Source organism: Aureimonas flava, assembly GCF_003583935.1.
GTDB lineage: Bacteria > Pseudomonadota > Alphaproteobacteria > Rhizobiales > Rhizobiaceae > Aureimonas > Aureimonas flava.
Genome location: NZ_QYRN01000003.1, coordinates 19,713 through 34,139, shown reverse-complemented (window position 1 = coordinate 34,139; position 14,427 = coordinate 19,713). Strand labels below are relative to the sequence as shown.

At 68.2% G+C, this 14,427-nt stretch carries 13 protein-coding genes; 4 read left to right on the top strand and 9 right to left on the bottom strand.

What is annotated here, in order from left to right:
- The first annotated feature begins 12 nt into the window (after positions 1-12).
- Entirely contained in the window at positions 13-1,467 is a 1,455-nt protein-coding gene (locus D3218_RS05795) for an aspartate aminotransferase family protein (RefSeq protein ID WP_119538978.1), read from the top strand.
- Positions 1,468-1,529: 62 nt separating this feature from the next.
- Here the strand turns inward: D3218_RS05795 and D3218_RS05790 are convergent, their stop codons facing one another.
- Positions 1,530-3,278, bottom strand: a complete 1,749-nt coding sequence (locus tag D3218_RS05790) for a hypothetical protein (RefSeq protein ID WP_119538977.1) — start codon at positions 3,276-3,278, stop codon at positions 1,530-1,532.
- 146 nt (positions 3,279-3,424) lie between these two features.
- Between D3218_RS05790 and D3218_RS05785 the strand changes: the two genes are divergently transcribed.
- The gene (locus D3218_RS05785; RefSeq protein ID WP_119538976.1) at positions 3,425-4,237 is read left to right on the top strand and encodes a DUF1194 domain-containing protein; all 813 of its coding nucleotides are present in this window, start codon (positions 3,425-3,427) and stop codon (positions 4,235-4,237) included.
- Positions 4,238-4,256: 19 nt separating this feature from the next.
- On the opposite strand, the gene D3218_RS05780 is transcribed toward D3218_RS05785, so the two are convergent.
- A complete protein-coding gene (locus D3218_RS05780; RefSeq protein ID WP_119538975.1) occupies positions 4,257-5,216 on the bottom strand; it encodes a lysylphosphatidylglycerol synthase transmembrane domain-containing protein in 960 nt (319 codons plus the stop codon).
- 257 nt (positions 5,217-5,473) lie between these two features.
- Here D3218_RS05780 and D3218_RS19635 point away from each other — a divergent pair, with 257 nt between their 5' ends.
- The gene (locus D3218_RS19635; RefSeq protein WP_168990420.1) at positions 5,474-5,620 is read left to right on the top strand and encodes an entericidin domain-containing protein; all 147 of its coding nucleotides are present in this window, start codon (positions 5,474-5,476) and stop codon (positions 5,618-5,620) included.
- Between the two features lie 216 nt (positions 5,621-5,836).
- On the opposite strand, the gene D3218_RS05775 is transcribed toward D3218_RS19635, so the two are convergent.
- The 7 genes from D3218_RS05775 to D3218_RS05745 all read right to left on the bottom strand — a co-directional run bounded on the left by D3218_RS05775 (position 5,837) and on the right by D3218_RS05745 (position 13,298).
- Positions 5,837-6,166 carry a response regulator gene (locus tag D3218_RS05775; protein ID WP_168990419.1) on the bottom strand — a complete coding sequence of 110 codons (330 nt, stop codon included), beginning with the start codon at positions 6,164-6,166 and terminating at the stop codon, positions 5,837-5,839.
- 163 nt (positions 6,167-6,329) lie between these two features.
- Positions 6,330-8,324, bottom strand: coding sequence for a putative bifunctional diguanylate cyclase/phosphodiesterase (locus D3218_RS05770; RefSeq protein WP_245414933.1), 1,995 nt, complete (start codon positions 8,322-8,324; stop codon positions 6,330-6,332).
- A gap of 92 nt (positions 8,325-8,416) precedes the next feature.
- Positions 8,417-9,340: a lipid A biosynthesis lauroyl acyltransferase gene (locus D3218_RS05765; protein ID WP_119538973.1), complete on the bottom strand. Its 924-nt coding sequence runs from the start codon at positions 9,338-9,340 to the stop codon at positions 8,417-8,419.
- Complete coding sequence (locus D3218_RS05760; protein WP_119538972.1) at positions 9,337-10,380, bottom strand: zinc-binding dehydrogenase; 1,044 nt, start codon at positions 10,378-10,380, stop codon at positions 9,337-9,339. The genes D3218_RS05765 and D3218_RS05760 overlap by 4 nt, the downstream gene beginning before the upstream one ends.
- A gap of 23 nt (positions 10,381-10,403) precedes the next feature.
- Entirely contained in the window at positions 10,404-11,687 is a 1,284-nt protein-coding gene (locus D3218_RS05755; RefSeq protein ID WP_119539302.1) for a beta-ketoacyl-ACP synthase, read from the bottom strand.
- Between the two features lie 47 nt (positions 11,688-11,734).
- Entirely contained in the window at positions 11,735-12,940 is a 1,206-nt protein-coding gene (locus D3218_RS05750) for a beta-ketoacyl-ACP synthase (protein WP_119538971.1), read from the bottom strand.
- A gap of 76 nt (positions 12,941-13,016) precedes the next feature.
- A complete protein-coding gene (locus D3218_RS05745) occupies positions 13,017-13,298 on the bottom strand; it encodes an acyl carrier protein (protein ID WP_119538970.1) in 282 nt (93 codons plus the stop codon).
- A 125-nt stretch (positions 13,299-13,423) separates the two neighbouring features.
- Here D3218_RS05745 and dusA point away from each other — a divergent pair, with 125 nt between their 5' ends.
- Positions 13,424-14,422 (top strand): tRNA dihydrouridine(20/20a) synthase DusA, encoded by a 999-nt coding sequence (dusA, locus tag D3218_RS05740; RefSeq protein WP_119538969.1) that lies wholly within the window; start codon positions 13,424-13,426, stop codon positions 14,420-14,422.
- Positions 14,423-14,427: the final 5 nt, after the last annotated feature.

The following is a 14,427-nucleotide window of genomic DNA, read 5'->3' as shown; positions in this document are numbered from 1 at the left end:
GGAGGCCCTCCCATGCTTGACCGCCCGACCGCCAACGCCCCCTCGCTCGACGCCGCCCCGCGCCTCGGGCCGCCCAAGCCCGACATGCTGACCCTCGACCAGGCGAAGGCCATGGACGTCGGCACCATGGCGGACGTTTTCAAGGAGCACATCAACCCCGGCCAGTTCCACTTCATGAAGCTGCTCGGCTTCCACAAGGTGAAGGTCGAGCGCGCCGAGGGCATGTTCTACGTCGACCAGAACGGCCGGAAGATCCTCGACTTCTTCGGTGGCTTCGGCTCGCTCGCCTTCGGCCACAACCACCCGCGCATCCTGGACGCCCGCAAGACGTTCCAGGACGAGAAGCGGCACGAGATCGCCATCGCCTTCCTGTCGCAATACGCGGCGGCGCTGGCCAAGAACGTCGCGGCCTGCTCGCCCGGCGAGCTCGACATGGTGTTCCTCGGCTCGTCCGGCTCGGAGGCTATGGAGGCGGCGATCAAGGTGGCCGAGCGCGCGAGCGGTCGAAAGAACTGCAAGATCGTCCACGCGGAGAACTCGTTCCACGGCAAGACCAAGGGAGTCCTCTCGATCACCGACTCGCCGCTCTACAAGGGCGAGTTCAAGCTGGTGGACAACACCTACCGTGTCCCCTTCGGCGACCTGGCGGCGCTGACCGCCGTGGTGCGCTCCGACCCGGACGTCGGCGTCGTGGTGCTGGAGACGGTGCAGGGCGGCGGCGGCATCGTCGAGGCGACCACCGAGTACTGGCAGGGCGTGCGCGCCCTTTGCGACCAGCACAAGGTGATCTGGGTCGCCGACGAGGTGCAGTGCGGCTACGGCCGGACCGGGCGCTTCTACGCCTTCGAGCACCACGGTGTCGTGCCGGACGTGACGGCGCTCGCCAAGAGCTTCGGCGGCGGCAAGGCGGCGATGGCGGCGATGATCGCCCGGCGCGACGTCTACATGAAGGCCTATGGAACGCCCAAGACGGCGATGATCCACGCCCACGCCACGTTCGGAGGCATCGGCGAGGGCTGCGCCACTTCGATCGAGGCGCTGAACACGCTCTACGACGAGGACCTGATCGGCAATGCCGAGGTGGTCGGCGCCTATCTCAAGGAGCGGCTCCAGGCGATCCAGGCCAAGTACCCGTCGATCGTGAAGGACGTGCGGGGCAGGGGGCTGATGGTCGGTCTCGAGTTCCACGACTTCTCGCAGACGCTGCCCTTCGCGCTGCGGCCCGTCGTGGCGCTCCTGGACGACAAGCTGAAGGGCTCGCTCTCGGGCTTCATCGGCGCGCTGCTGCTGAAGGACTACGACTGCCTGGTGGCGTTCACGGAGTACAACCGCAACGTCATCCGCCTGGAGCCGCCGCTGATCTGTTCGCACGAGAACGTGGACCAGTTCTGCGACGCGCTGGACGACCTTCTGGGCCGGGGCATCGTCTCGATCGTCAAGGACTTCGTGAAGACGCAGATGGGCTGACCGCGCGGCCCCTCGCGCAACCGAAAAGGCCGGGTCCCGCGACCCGGCCTTTTTGGTTTACGTCAGTTGCCCCGCAGGAGGCCCGGCCGGACGTAGGCGGTCCAGCAGCGCGAGAGGGGCATGGCCACGCGGTCGCTGAGGCCTTCGGCGTAGATCGACTGGATCTTCTGGTTGGCCATCGTGATCGGGCAAAGCGGCAGGAGCACGAGGTCGGTGCGGCGTACGGCCTCGATCGTGCGGGCGTCGGGCGGGGGCACCGCGCGGAACGGGTCGGCTCCGATGGCGATGCGGGGTGTGCCCTTCCGTTCCAGCGCGTAGGGGAACGGGTTGACGAAGTTGAGGCTCATGATCGTCTCGAAGCGAACGCCGTTGGCGGTCTCGAAGGCGCGTATGGCCTCCACCGCCTCGTTCGCCGCGATCAGCCACGCGGCCTGGAAGTCGAGCTCCGAATAGAGGCTGAAGATCGGCAACTGGCCCTGTTCGGCCAGCGCCTCGTAGGTCTGCGGGAAGGCGACGTAGTTCTCGATCATGCGCTCGGCCCGATCGACCAGTTCCGGCCGCTGGGTGACGCTGTCGAGCGCGCGCAGGTTCTCGGCCGGCACCTTCACGTAGAGCGCCTGACCGACCAGGGCGCGTGCCGTGCGGTGCAGGACGTTGACTAGCGGCGGCATGGCGACGGCCGCCGCCAGAACCAGGACCGTCGCCGTCATCCGCGACGAGTGTCGCGATGCGTCGCACAGGATGCGGACCAGGACCGGCCAAACGAAGATGAAGGCCTGGCCGCCGGTGTTCTGGGTCTCGAAGGACAGGCCGGCCAGAAGGGCCACGCCGAGCCACGCGACGTCGCGGTCGAGCAGCGCGCTCCAGCGGGCCGGGCGCAGCGGCTGGCGGACGAGGGCGAGCGCGTCCGTGGCGATCGGCCCGCGGTCGGCGAGGAGCAGGGCGGCCACCAACAGGGAGCCCGCGGCGAAGATGCCGAAATGAATCGACGCCGCCTGGACGAAGCGGGAGGCGAGCACGCCCTCGTTCATGCCGACGAGCGCGGCGATGTCACGGATGTAGGCGCTGACCACACCGAGGGTGGCCTCGAGCCCCGCCAGGACCAGGCCGAAGCCGAGAAGCGCGCCGAGCGCCGTGCCCAGGCGCACGCGTCCAGCCGCGAAGGCGAAGGCGCACAGGATGCCGGCCGACAGGAAGCCGGTGATCTTCGACAGGAACAGCGCCAGGCAGGTCCAGGCGATCACGAACAGCAGCATGCGCTGCCGACGCTCGAACACCAGCGCGACCGTGAGCACGTAGAGAAGCTGCGTCGCGTGCCGGTTGTAGATGCCGAAGCCGTCGACGCTCGGATAGGACGAGAACTGCTCGAAGTTCGTGGGCAGAAGCTGGAACACGAGGAACGGCACGAGCAGCGCCAGCGCGAGGCGGCGCGAGCGCCGGTCGATGCGGGCGAGCACCGGCAGGAGGCCCGCCAGGCTTACCGGTAGCAGCATCCACTGCGCCAGCAGAACGGGCTGCGCGCGCGGGAATAGCTCGAGACCGGCGGCGAAGAGCCAGTACCCCAGCGGACCCACGGGGGCGAAGAAATCGACCGAAGGGGTCTGGCCGGTCAAGACCCGCCAGCCGCCGTCCACGAACACCACGACGTCCCAGTACATCGGTCCGATGGGCAGCGAGAGCGGAAGGCTCAGAAGCAGTGCGCAGACCGCCGTCACCGCGAGGCCGATCACCACCGGGGAAAGCACGGCGGTTGCGGGCCGCACGCCGGACGGATGGGCGGGGTCGACGCGCGTTTCGATGGGAAGGGTCATCGGCGGGGTCCGGGTCGTTTCGCGGCCGCGCCACTCTTCCAAAGTATGATTAACCCGCCATTACGCCTCGTTGCTATCCGCCACCTGTGGTCGCAGCCGTTCGATCGGCACTTGCGTCCGCACGCAAATGGGCGGACGCTGCCGCGATGGTGAACCCCGTCGTCCTCGCGATCTCGGTATCGCTGCTCGGCATGATCCCGTCGCCCGCCGCGGCCGAAGAGCCGGTGGACGTCGAACTCGTGATCGCCGTGGACGTGTCTTGGTCGATGGACTATGGCGAGCTCGACATCCAGCGCGACGGCTACGTGGCGGCCTTTCGCAGCCCCGAACTGCAGCAGGCGATCACCGACGGCGTCCACGGCCGGGTGGCCGTGACCTATGTCGAATGGGCCGGCGACATGTCGCAGAGCGTGGTTCTCCCCTGGACGCTGATCGACGGCAAGGCGGCGGCCGAGGCCTTCGCCTACCGCCTTTCGGAAGCGGCACCCGACCGGATGCGGCGCACCTCGATCTCCTCCGCCATCGACTTCGCGGCCGGCCTGTTCGACGGCAACGGCTTCGAGGGGCTGCGGCGGGTGATCGACGTATCGGGCGACGGCCCCAACAACCAGGGTCGACCGGTGACCGAGGCGCGCGACGCGGCGACCGCGCGGGGCATCACGATCAACGGCCTGCCGCTGATGACGGAGGGCGGGGACGCGCGCGGTGGATGGGGATCGATCGCCGATCTCGACCGCTACTACAGCGATTGCGTGATTGGCGGACCGGGCGCGTTCATGGTTCCGGTCAACGACTGGGTTCAGTTTCCCGAGGCGGTGCGGCGGAAGCTGGTGCTGGAACTTGCCGGCCTCTGGCCGGCAAAGCCCCGCGAGAACGTCACCCTACCCATCGCCGCGAACCCCCCAGCCGCCGACTGCCTGATCGGCGAGGCGCAGTGGCAGGAGCGCTGGCAGCGCTGATCGCGTCGATCGTCCCGATTCAGGTTCGGGGGTTCAGCGTTCCGGCCGCCGCGCGCCGCCGCTGGCGCATGGCGCTCTGCTCGAATGTCAGCACCATGACGATCGCCATGGCGAAGGGGATCAGCAGGTAGAGGATGCGGAACACGAGAAGCGCGGCGAGCACGCTGGTTTCCGGTACGTCCGACAGCCCGGTCAGGAAGGTCACTTCGAGCACGCCCAATCCGCCGGGCGCATGGGACACCAGGGCAAGCGAGAACGAGACCACGAAGATCGCGAGCACGATGACGAAGCCGGGATTGTGCTCCGGCGGAAGGGCGAAATAGATGATGCCGGCCGCCGCCACGATCTCGAGCGGAGCGGCGATCAACTGCCGCATGACCACGTCCCGCCGCGGATACTGGATCACGAAGCTGCCGATCCGGCGCGGACGGAACCCCTTGAAGCTCCCGAAGACATAGAGGCCAATGGCCAGGATGATGACGATCGCGAGACCGATCGGCACCCGGCTGTCCACATCCACGTAACGCCGGATCATCGTCGGGTCGGCAAGCTGGGTGAACGCGGTGAGCACCAGAATGCCGAGCGCGAAGGTGAACGAGCAGAAGGCGATCAGAAGGGCGATCTCGGACGTCGACAGCCCGCGCGAACTGTAGGCCCGATACCGCACCACGGCGCCCGAGAAGACGGAGGCGCCGATGTTGTGGGACAATGCGTAGGTGGTGAACGAGGTCGCCGCCACGAAGGGCAGCGACACGTGCCGGTCGAGATGGCGCAGGGCCAGCCGGTCGTAGTAGGCGAGCACGGCGTAGGCGAGAAGGGCGCAGACGATCGACATGGCCCATTGGCTCAAGCCGACGTTCTGGAAACTGACCCAGATGTCGTCCAGCGAAAGGCCGCGAACTTCCTTGTAGAGAATCCAGCAGGAGAGGACCACGGCCGCGAGACCAACGCAGGGCCAGATGGCATCCTTCCACTTCATGCCTGTTCCTTCCATTGCCGCGGCGCGCGATGCCGGGGTTCGGCGGGACGCGCCATGGCAGACATAAGCCCTCGGCCGAGCCGAGAAAAGCGATACGGCTTCAACTGTGAGACAAGTCGCGCACCAATCAAACCCGCGCTCCGCCGCGCCGGGTGACGCGCCGGGTTCGCGGATCGGAGGAATTGTGGCGGTGCGGTGGAACCGAATGCCGCACCTGCCGTTTCCCTGCCGCATTCAGGACCCTGAGGAGTTTGGTCATGATCCGTCGCATTTCCGTCGTCGCCGCAACGCTCGCCGCCGTGATGGTGGTTTCGGGCTGCGCCAATACCGTGCGCGGCGTGGGTCGCGACGTGGGCAATACGGTCGATGCGACCGGTGCCGCCGTCAACGACGTCACCCGCTGACGCAGCGGGTTCGTCGCGACAGACGAAGGGAAGGCCGGCTTGTCCGGCCTTTTTTCTTGGCCGCTTTCCCGAGCAGGGCAGGCGAGGGCAGCGTTAGCGGATTGGTAAGCATAAGGATCGATGATGTCCCGGTCGCCCCGAGGGCGCGCTCCGGATCAGGTCTCGCGTACCGGAGCCAGTCGGGGCAAATCCAGTTCCCCGACTGCGTTCGGCCTGTCAGGCGCCCGCCAGGGCGCGGACGATATCCGCCGAACGGTAGGGCTTGGCGATCTTCGGCACCCGGCTGAAACTGCGGGGAACATCCGACAGGCTCCCGGACACGAAGCAGAAGGGGACGTTCAGTGCCGCGAGCTGCCGCGCGACCGGCAGCGAGTTGTCGCCGCCCAAGTCGAAATCCAGCAAGGCGAAGTCTACGCCATCCGCGATAAGCTGCAGCCCTTCACGAAGGCTGCTTGCCCAGACGCAGTCGGCTTGGATAGCCTTGAGAATGATCTCTTCGAGATCCATCGCGATCAAGGGTTCGTCTTCCAGGATCAGTACGCGCATCGCAGAAGCCCTTCGTTTTCCGTACAACGGATCGGTCCGGCGTTGGTTCGCTGCGATGAAAAATAAAATCCGACGTTTATCTTGACTTTTCATTTACCATAACCCGAGCCACGTGTGCGCTCGGGCGGCGATGCTCGTCGGGGGAAGGCGAGGGGTCAGTCGCTCACGACGCGGCCTCGAGAGCGGTGGCGACGTCGGCCGTCCGGTCGTCGCGTTCGGCGACGCGCGCCGACAGGGAGGCGAGCAATTCTCCGGCCACGCGCTCGGCCGCCACCGGCTTGCCGAACAGGTATCCCTGGAGCTGGTCGCATCCGATCTCGGACAGCATGACGGCCTGTTCCGCCGTCTCGATGCCTTCGGTCACGACCTTCAGGTTCATGTGGTGGCCGAGGCTGACGATCGTACTGACGATCTGGCGGATGTTGGCCTCGCCCTGCTCGAAGGCGATCATGAAGGACTGATCGATCTTCAGCTTGTCGAAGGGGAAGCGCCAGAGGTAGCCGAGCGACGAATAGCCGGTTCCGAAATCGTCCATCGCGATCGACACGCCGAGCTTCTTCAGCTCCTGCAACTGTTCGAGAATGGCGTTGGACCTGTCCAGCAGCAGGCTTTCGACCACTTCGATCTCCAGCCGATGACCCGCGATGCCGGACGCCGCAAGGGCGTCCCGCACGATCGAGACGAGATCCCCGTCGCGGAACTGCACGGCGGAGAGGTTGACGGAGATGAAGAGATCCTCGGGCCACAAGGCGATTTGCCGTGTCGCTTCCCGCAGCACCCAGTCTCCGATCGCCTTGATGTAGCCTCGCGCTTCCGCGATCGGAATGAAGACCGAGGGCGGGATGTAGCCGCCCTGTCCGTCGGGCAGGCGGATCAGGCTCTCGAAACCGAGGATGCGCTTCTCCCCGGCGCAGACGATCGGCTGGTAGAAGAGCTCGAACTGTTCGTGCTCCAGCGCCTCGCGCATGCGCCGCTCGATCGTCCGGCGGCGGTTGGCTTCCTCGTCCATGGAGGGTTCGAAGAGCACGAAGTCGCCCTGCTTCGAGCTCTTGTGAACAAGCAGCGCAAGCTCGGCGTGCTGGAACAGCTGAACGATGGTGCGGCCGTGCTCGGGCACGAGGGAGACGCCCATGCAGAGGCGAGGGGTCAGGGTGATGCCCTCGATCGTCACCGGCACCTCGACTTCCTGCCGGATCCGCCGTGCCAGGGCTTCCACGTCGTTGCGTCCGCGCAGATTGCGCTGCACGATCATGAAGTCGTCCGCGCTGGTGCGGGCGACGAGATCGTTCCGGTCGATCACGTGCATCAGCCGGTCGGCCACGACGCGCAGCAACTCGTCGCCTCCCTCCTGGCTGACGCTTTTGTTCACGTCGCCGAGCCCCTGGATGTCGAGGGCCCACACGGCAAGGCGCTCGCGGGTCGCGCGGCACGTGGCGAGGATGCGCGCGGCATCCTCCTCGATCCGCTTGCGGTTCAGGAGCTTGGTCAGCGTGTCGTGGTTCGCCAGGAACTGGATATGCTCGTCCGCCTGCTCGATCCGCCACTTGCGGCGCATGTAGATCAGGCCCGGCACGCCGGCGGCGATGACCAGTACGGCGATCAGGCCAGCGACGGCGAAGCCCACGACGTGCGCCGCCTGCTCCCGCACGCCTTGCATGTCGGGCACGACCGACACGAAACCCAGGCGCAGCCCGTTCCGCTCGACCGGCGAGATCACCAGGCGTTCACCGCCTCCGACGCGCACGGTTTCCGTCCACTGCCCCTCGCGCTCCACCGCGACCTGCGAGAGCTGATCGAGGCCGTTGATGCCCCCCGGCCGCTCACGCAGCAGCCAGGTATGCGCTTCCGACTTCAATGAGAATTCCGGGTGTCCGTGCAGGTCGAACACCGTGAAGTTCGCGATGCCCGACGCCAGCGCCACCGCGCGGACCTCCGTCTCGAGGTCGGGATTGCGCGAGATACCCGTCAGAAGGGCGTCCATCGCGCCATCGGTCTCGTGCAGATAGCGCACGAAGCCCTGGACGCGCTGCTGCGCGCTCGAGGATACGAGGTTGGAAACGGTCTCCTGACTGATATAGACGCCAGCGATCGAGACGCTGGCGAGCACCGCCGCCGCGCCGATGGCACTCGTCGAATACCGTTTAAGGAACGTGATCATCGCATTCGTATTCCTTCGCAGCTCGAAGCTATGTGACGAAGGTTAACGAAGCGAATCGGCACTGCCGAAGGACTTGGTCGCGGCTAGCGACCCTAGATCATCCAGCGTCGATGGAACCACATCCACTGTTCGGGGTGCTCGCGGACCCAGCGTTCCACTACGTCGTTGAGCCGCTGGCAGCTCGCCTGGACGTCGATGCCGCCGTCCGCGCTGCGCGGCAGCTCCAGCCGCGGCTCCAGCGTCAGGCGGTAGCGTCCGCCCGGCAGGCGCACGCAGCGCGCGGGATGGATGTCGCAGTCGAACTTGCGCGCCAGCTTGGGCAGCAGCGGGTTGGTGCGGCAGGCACGGCCGAAGAAGGTCGTCGGCTCGCCGCGCTTGAACTTCTGGTCGACCAGCATGCCTACGTTGCCGCCCGCTTCCAGCGCCCCCGCCAGAGCCCAGGCGGCCCCCGCCTTGGAAGGCACGAGGTGGCCCCCGCGCGTGCGACGGGCCGACAGGACCTCGCGCGCGATGTAGCGGTTGTTCGGCTGGCGGAACAGGGCGGTCAACTCCAGGCCGAAGGTGGCGGCGCAGATCGGCAGGAGTTCGAACGAGCCGAGATGCGCGGTGAAGAAGATGATCGGCTTCGGGTTGTCGCGCAGCTCCAGGAACAGCTCGATCCCTTCCACCTCGACCATTCCCTCGGTCGTGTCGCGCGAGGGGTCGAAGTCGAAGATCTCGTCCAGAAAGACGTACTCGGCCGCGATCCGGCCCATCTGGCCCCAGTTGCGCCGGGCGAGATCCTCGATGGCGGCCGCGTCCATCTCGGGAAAGGCGAGCGTCAGGTTCTCGACCGCCACGCGGTGGCGGGCGGTCATCGGGCCGATCCGCTGGGCCAGCCCGTCCGCGAGCGCGAGGCCCCTGCGGGCGGGAAAGCGCCGCAGAACCGCGAGCAGGCCGAAGAGCGTCTGCGCGATCAGCCAGTCGCGCGCCTGCCGCTGCCGCTTCCAGGCTTTTTCCAGGACGCGTCCGCTCATGCGGCGAGGTCGCGATCCACCCGCAGGACGATCTTGCCGAACACCTGCCGCCCTTCCATCCGCTTCAGCGCGACGTCGATCTCGTCGAAGCCGACCTCTGTGTCGATCACCGGCCGCACCCAGCCGCGCGCCATCTTCTGCATAGCGTCGGCCATGTTCTCCATGCGGCAGCCGAAGGAGCCGAGGAGCTTGAGCTGCTGCTGGAACAGCATCATGAGGTTGACCTCGGTGGAAACGCCCGAGGTGGAGCCGCAGGTGACGAGGCGGCCGCCGCGCTTGAGGCAGAGCATCGAGCCGGCGAACGTGTCGGCGCCGACATGCTCGAACACGACGTCGACGCCCTTCTTCCGGGTGAGCTTGCGAACCACGCCCTCGAACCGGTCGGCGCGGTAGTTGATGACGTGATCGGCGCCCAGCGCCTTGGCCGGCTCGATCTTCTCGTCCGAGCCGACGGTCGTGATGACCGTGGCGCCGTGGCGCTTGGCGAGCTGGATCGCCGCCGTGCCGATGCCCGATCCGCCGGCGTGCACGAGCACCGTCTCGCCGGGCTGAAGGCGGGCGTTGTCGAACAGCATGTGCTCGACCGTGCCGAAGGTGACGGGGGCGAGGGCCGCTCCCACGGCGTCGCAGCCCGGAGGGGCGGGGACGAGCAGTCGCGCGGGCAAATTGATGCGCTCCTGCGCGAAGCCGTCGAGATGGAATCCGTGGACGCCGCCCACGTGCTCGCAGAGATTGTCCCGACCCTCGCGGCAGGCGTGGCACAGGCCGCAGGTGCGCGCGCCGTAGATCGAGACGAGCTGGCCCGGAACGAGCCCCGAGGTGCCTGCGCCCAGCGTCTCGACGATGCCCGACGCCTCGGCGCCGATGGTCAAGGGCAGCTTGCGCTTGGCGAAGGCCATGCCGCGCCAGCCCCACACGTCGATGTGGTTCAGCGCCACGACCTGGATGCGCACCGTCACCTCGCCGGGACCGGGCGCGCCGGGGGCGTCCACCTCGACGCTCCGCAGGTCTCGGTCGGCGACGAGTTGCAAGGCTCGCATGGGGGCTCCTGTGGAACGGTGGGTCAGCGCGGCTCGCGGCCGAGAACGAGCGATACGTTCTGGCCGCCGAAGCCAAAGGAGTTGGACAGGACCGCCGACACGTCCGCCGACCGCGCGGCGTTGGGCACGGTGTCGAGCGGGATCGCGGGGTCGGGCTGGGCGTAGTTGATGGTGGGCGGCAGCAAGCCTTCGCGCATCGACAGGATCGAGACCACAGCCTCGATCGCGCCCGCCGCCGTCAGCGTGTGCCCGATCATCGACTTGTTGGACGAGATCGGCACGGAGCCGATCGTCTCGCCGAAAACGGCGGCAAGACCGCTGTATTCCATGCGGTCGTTCTCCGGCGTCGAGGTGCCGTGCGCGTTGATGTAGCCGATGTCGGACGGCGTCAGCCCGGCGTCCTCGAGCCCGGCCCGGATGGTCGAGATGATGGGCGAGCCGTCGGGCTTGGAGCGCGTGCGGTGGAAGTCGTCCGCCTGCTCGCCGATCCCGTGGACGACGCCGAGGATCGTGGCGCCGCGCGCGCGCGCCGCGGCGAGCGATTCGAGGACCAGCGCGCCGGCGCCTTCCGCCATCACGAAACCGTCGCGGTCCTTGGAGAAGGGCTTCGACGCGCGCTCCGGCACCTCGTTCTGGGTCGAGAGGGCGGACAGGAGCGAGAAGCGGATCAGCGCCTCGGCGCCGACCGAGCCGTCCGTGCCGATCGCGATGCAGCGGTCGGCGTCGCCGCGCCGGATCGCCTCGAGCCCGAGCTGGATCGCGCTGGCGCCGGACGCGCAGGCGGTGGACAGGGTGATGGGCAGCCCGCGCGTGCCCAGCCGGTCGGCGAGCCGCTCCGAGATGCCGCCGAACAGCGTGAGATCGTAGATTTCGCGGGAGCGGTTGGCGCGGGCGAGTTCCAGAAGGCGGTCATAGCCGGCCTCCTCGCGCGCGTCGCCGCCCAACTTGTCGAGCGCGAGCCGCTGCGACCATTCGAGTTCGATCGGCGGGGCGGCCAGGAACAGCGGCGCCCCGAAGGCGGCCGGGTCGAGCCCGGCCATGGCGATCGCCTCCGTGCCCGCCGCTTCGGCCAGCGCATAGGACAGCGCGATGCCGCTCCACGGCTCGACGTTCATGAAGTCGATCGTGCCGGCGATGGTGGTGCGCAGGTTGTCGGTCGGAAACCGCGTGATCGGGTGGATGCCCGACCGGCCGGCGGTCAGCGCCGCCCAGTTGTCGGTCACGCCCCGCCCGAGCGACGTGACGACGCCGACGCCGGTCACCGCAACCACCGGCCGACCCTGGAAATCGAGATCGCGAGAAGCCATCAGTCCCATCCGTGCTGGGCCGAAGGGTCCGGCCCGATCCTCATGCGTCAGCGCGGCTCGATCGCCTCGACCAGGGCGACGCCTTCGCCCCGTACGTGGCCGACGCCCGTCACCAGCGCCTGGGCCGGCGCGAAGTCCGCGGGCCGTTCCTCGCCGCCCGCAGCCGGGGCGGGGATGCGGCCGGCCGACAGATGGATGGCGGCCAGCGCCACCCCGATCGGGAACTGCGCTTCCATACCATGACCCACGGCGCTGCCGAAGCTGCGCAGGGCCGCGCGCGGGAAGCGGTCGCGCAGGAGCTCGGTCTCGGTCCGCGTTTCCGGCTGGAGGCCGGTGGCGCCGGACAGGACCAGAAGTTTCTCGTCGTCGGCTCCGCTTTCGTCCACGAGCCGGGCGAGGCGCTCGGCGAGGCGACCATCGCCCCGCGCGCCCCGGTCGCCCGCCACGAAGCGCAGCCGGCCGTAGGCCGTGGCGCCGCGTGCCGCCGCGTGCTCCGCGTCCTCCAGAACCAGAAAGGCACCGACGCTTCCCGGAACGAAACCGGCTTCGGCTCCGGTGCGTCCGGGCACGGGGCGCCACTCGCCGCCGAGCAGGAAGCCGCCCAGCTCGTAGTTGACGAGAAGGTCCTTGCGCTCGGCCGAGAAGGCTCCGCCCACGAGGCAGATCCGGCTCTGGCCCGCGCGGATGCGGGCGGAGGCCACCTGCACGGCGGAGATGCCGGCGCTCTCTTCGCCCATGAAGGTGCGCGACGACCCCGTCACCTTGTGGACGATCGAGATGTTGCCGGCCATCAGGTTGGACAACTGGGCGAGGAACAGCGTGGGGCGCAGCTCGCTCGACAGGAGTTCGTTCATCATCGGCAGCGGGTCGACGAGGCCCCGCGCACGGGCCATCACCAGCGCGTCCACCTCCGGGTCGCGCTCGCCGCCGCCGGCCGCGACGATCATGTCGACCTTGGCGCGCGTCGCTTCGTCGGCAGCCACCGCGGCGTCGGAAAGCGCCAGGCCCGCCGCGTAGACGCCGAGCTTCTGCCACGTCTCCATCTGCCGCTGATCGCCCTTCTTCGGGATCTGGAGCGACCAGTCGACCGTGGGCAGGGGATGGACGAAATGCGCCGTGGGCGCGACGGTCTCGATCGAGGGCTGGAAGCCATCGGCGGCGCCGAGGCGCGAAAGATGCGTCTCCACACCTTCGCCGAGCGAGGAAACGAGGCCGACACCGGTGATCAGCACGTCGCGCGCGGGTTGGTCCATCGTCGGTTCCGTCGAATCAGAAGCGCGGGCGCACGAGGCACCCGCGACGGGAAGGGTCGGCGACCGAAGGCGGTCGTCAGACGGCCTTGGCGGCGCGCAGCTCGTCGATCTTGGCGCAGAGGTTCTTCATGACGAAGTATTCCTCCGTGGAGGCTTCGCCCTCGTTGACGCGCTGCGTCCACTTCTCCAGCGGGATCTTGATCCCGAATTCCTTGTCGATCGCGAAGACGATGTCGAGGAAGTCGAGCGAATCGATACCGAGGTCGTCGATCGTGTGGCTTTCGGGCGTGATCTGGTCGCGGTCGATCTCGCTCGTCTCGGCGATGATGTCGGCCACCCGGTCGAAGGTTGAAGACAAGGGATCTTCCTCGTAAATCTGTCAGATCGTTCGTGCGGCGAACCTATAGGCAATCCTCCAGCGTTTGCAAAGCGACGCCGCCGCTCTCCAACGCCCGATCGCTTGCCGAACAACACGCGGACCTGATGCGCCCCTACCTCCCGATCCGCTTCGCCGTCGCGCCCATGATCGATTGGACCGATCGCCACTGCCGCGTCCTGCACCGCCGGCTCGCGCCGCGCGCCCTTCTCTACACCGAGATGGTTGTGGCGGACGCCGTTCTTCAAGGCGACCGGGAGCGGCTTCTCGGCTTCGATCCCGCCGAGCACCCCCTGGCGCTCCAGCTCGGCGGCTCCGACCCCGCCAAGCTCGCCGAGGCGGCTCGGATCGGCGAGGCGTTCGGCTACGACGAGATCAACCTCAATGTCGGCTGCCCGTCGGACCGGGTGCAGTCCGGCGCCTTCGGCGCATGCCTGATGCGCGACCCTGCGCTGGTCGGGCGCTGCCTCGCCGCCATGCGCGAGGCGGTCTCGCTGCCGGTCACGGTGAAGTGCCGGATCGGGGTGGACGAACAGGATCCCGAGCCGGCGCTCGACGCGCTGGCCGATGCCGCCGTGGCGGCTGGCGTCTCGGCCATCTGGGTCCATGCGCGCAAGGCTTGGTTGCAGGGCCTGAGCCCCAAGGAGAACCGGGAGATCCCGCCGCTCGACTATGGCCGCGTGCACCGGCTGAAGGCGCGCCTGCCGGAGGTCTTCGTCGGTCTCAACGGCGGCCTTGCGACGGTCGAGGCGGCGGCTGCGCAGCTCGCCCATGTCGACGGCGTGATGATGGGGCGCGGCGCCTACCAGAACCCCGGCGACCTCGCCCATGTCGGCACCCTGATCCACGGCGAAGCGGAGCGTCCGCTCGACCACGCGGCCTTGATCGACGACATGGTCGCCTATGCGGAGCGTCACATGGCGGCGGGCGGACGCCTGTCCAACGTCACCCGCCACATGCTCGGCCTGTTCGTCGGCCTTCCCGGCGCGCGGCGGTGGCGGCAGCTCCTCTCCGAGCGCGCCGTCCGGCCCGATGCCGGCCCGGATCTGATCCGCGAGGCGTTCGCCGAGGTGCGCCTCGGGCCGGCCGCCGAGGCGGCGGCCTGACGGGG

What these genes read in the sequence shown, in the direction of transcription:
- D3218_RS05795 (WP_119538978.1), top strand. Translation starts at nt 13, where the DNA reads ATGCTTGACCGCCCGACCGCCAACGCCCCCTCGCTCGACGCCGCCCCG.
- D3218_RS05790 (WP_119538977.1), bottom strand. Translation starts at nt 3,278, where the DNA reads ATGACCCTTCCCATCGAAACGCGCGTCGACCCCGCCCATCCGTCCGGC.
- D3218_RS05785 (WP_119538976.1), top strand. Translation starts at nt 3,425, where the DNA reads ATGGTGAACCCCGTCGTCCTCGCGATCTCGGTATCGCTGCTCGGCATG.
- D3218_RS05780 (WP_119538975.1), bottom strand. Translation starts at nt 5,216, where the DNA reads ATGAAGTGGAAGGATGCCATCTGGCCCTGCGTTGGTCTCGCGGCCGTG.
- D3218_RS19635 (WP_168990420.1), top strand. Translation starts at nt 5,474, where the DNA reads ATGATCCGTCGCATTTCCGTCGTCGCCGCAACGCTCGCCGCCGTGATG.
- D3218_RS05775 (WP_168990419.1), bottom strand. Translation starts at nt 6,166, where the DNA reads ATGCGCGTACTGATCCTGGAAGACGAACCCTTGATCGCGATGGATCTC.
- D3218_RS05770 (WP_245414933.1), bottom strand. Translation starts at nt 8,324, where the DNA reads ATGATCACGTTCCTTAAACGGTATTCGACGAGTGCCATCGGCGCGGCG.
- D3218_RS05765 (WP_119538973.1), bottom strand. Translation starts at nt 9,340, where the DNA reads ATGAGCGGACGCGTCCTGGAAAAAGCCTGGAAGCGGCAGCGGCAGGCG.
- D3218_RS05760 (WP_119538972.1), bottom strand. Translation starts at nt 10,380, where the DNA reads ATGCGAGCCTTGCAACTCGTCGCCGACCGAGACCTGCGGAGCGTCGAG.
- D3218_RS05755 (WP_119539302.1), bottom strand. Translation starts at nt 11,687, where the DNA reads ATGGCTTCTCGCGATCTCGATTTCCAGGGTCGGCCGGTGGTTGCGGTG.
- D3218_RS05750 (WP_119538971.1), bottom strand. Translation starts at nt 12,940, where the DNA reads ATGGACCAACCCGCGCGCGACGTGCTGATCACCGGTGTCGGCCTCGTT.
- dusA (WP_119538969.1), top strand. Translation starts at nt 13,424, where the DNA reads ATGCGCCCCTACCTCCCGATCCGCTTCGCCGTCGCGCCCATGATCGAT.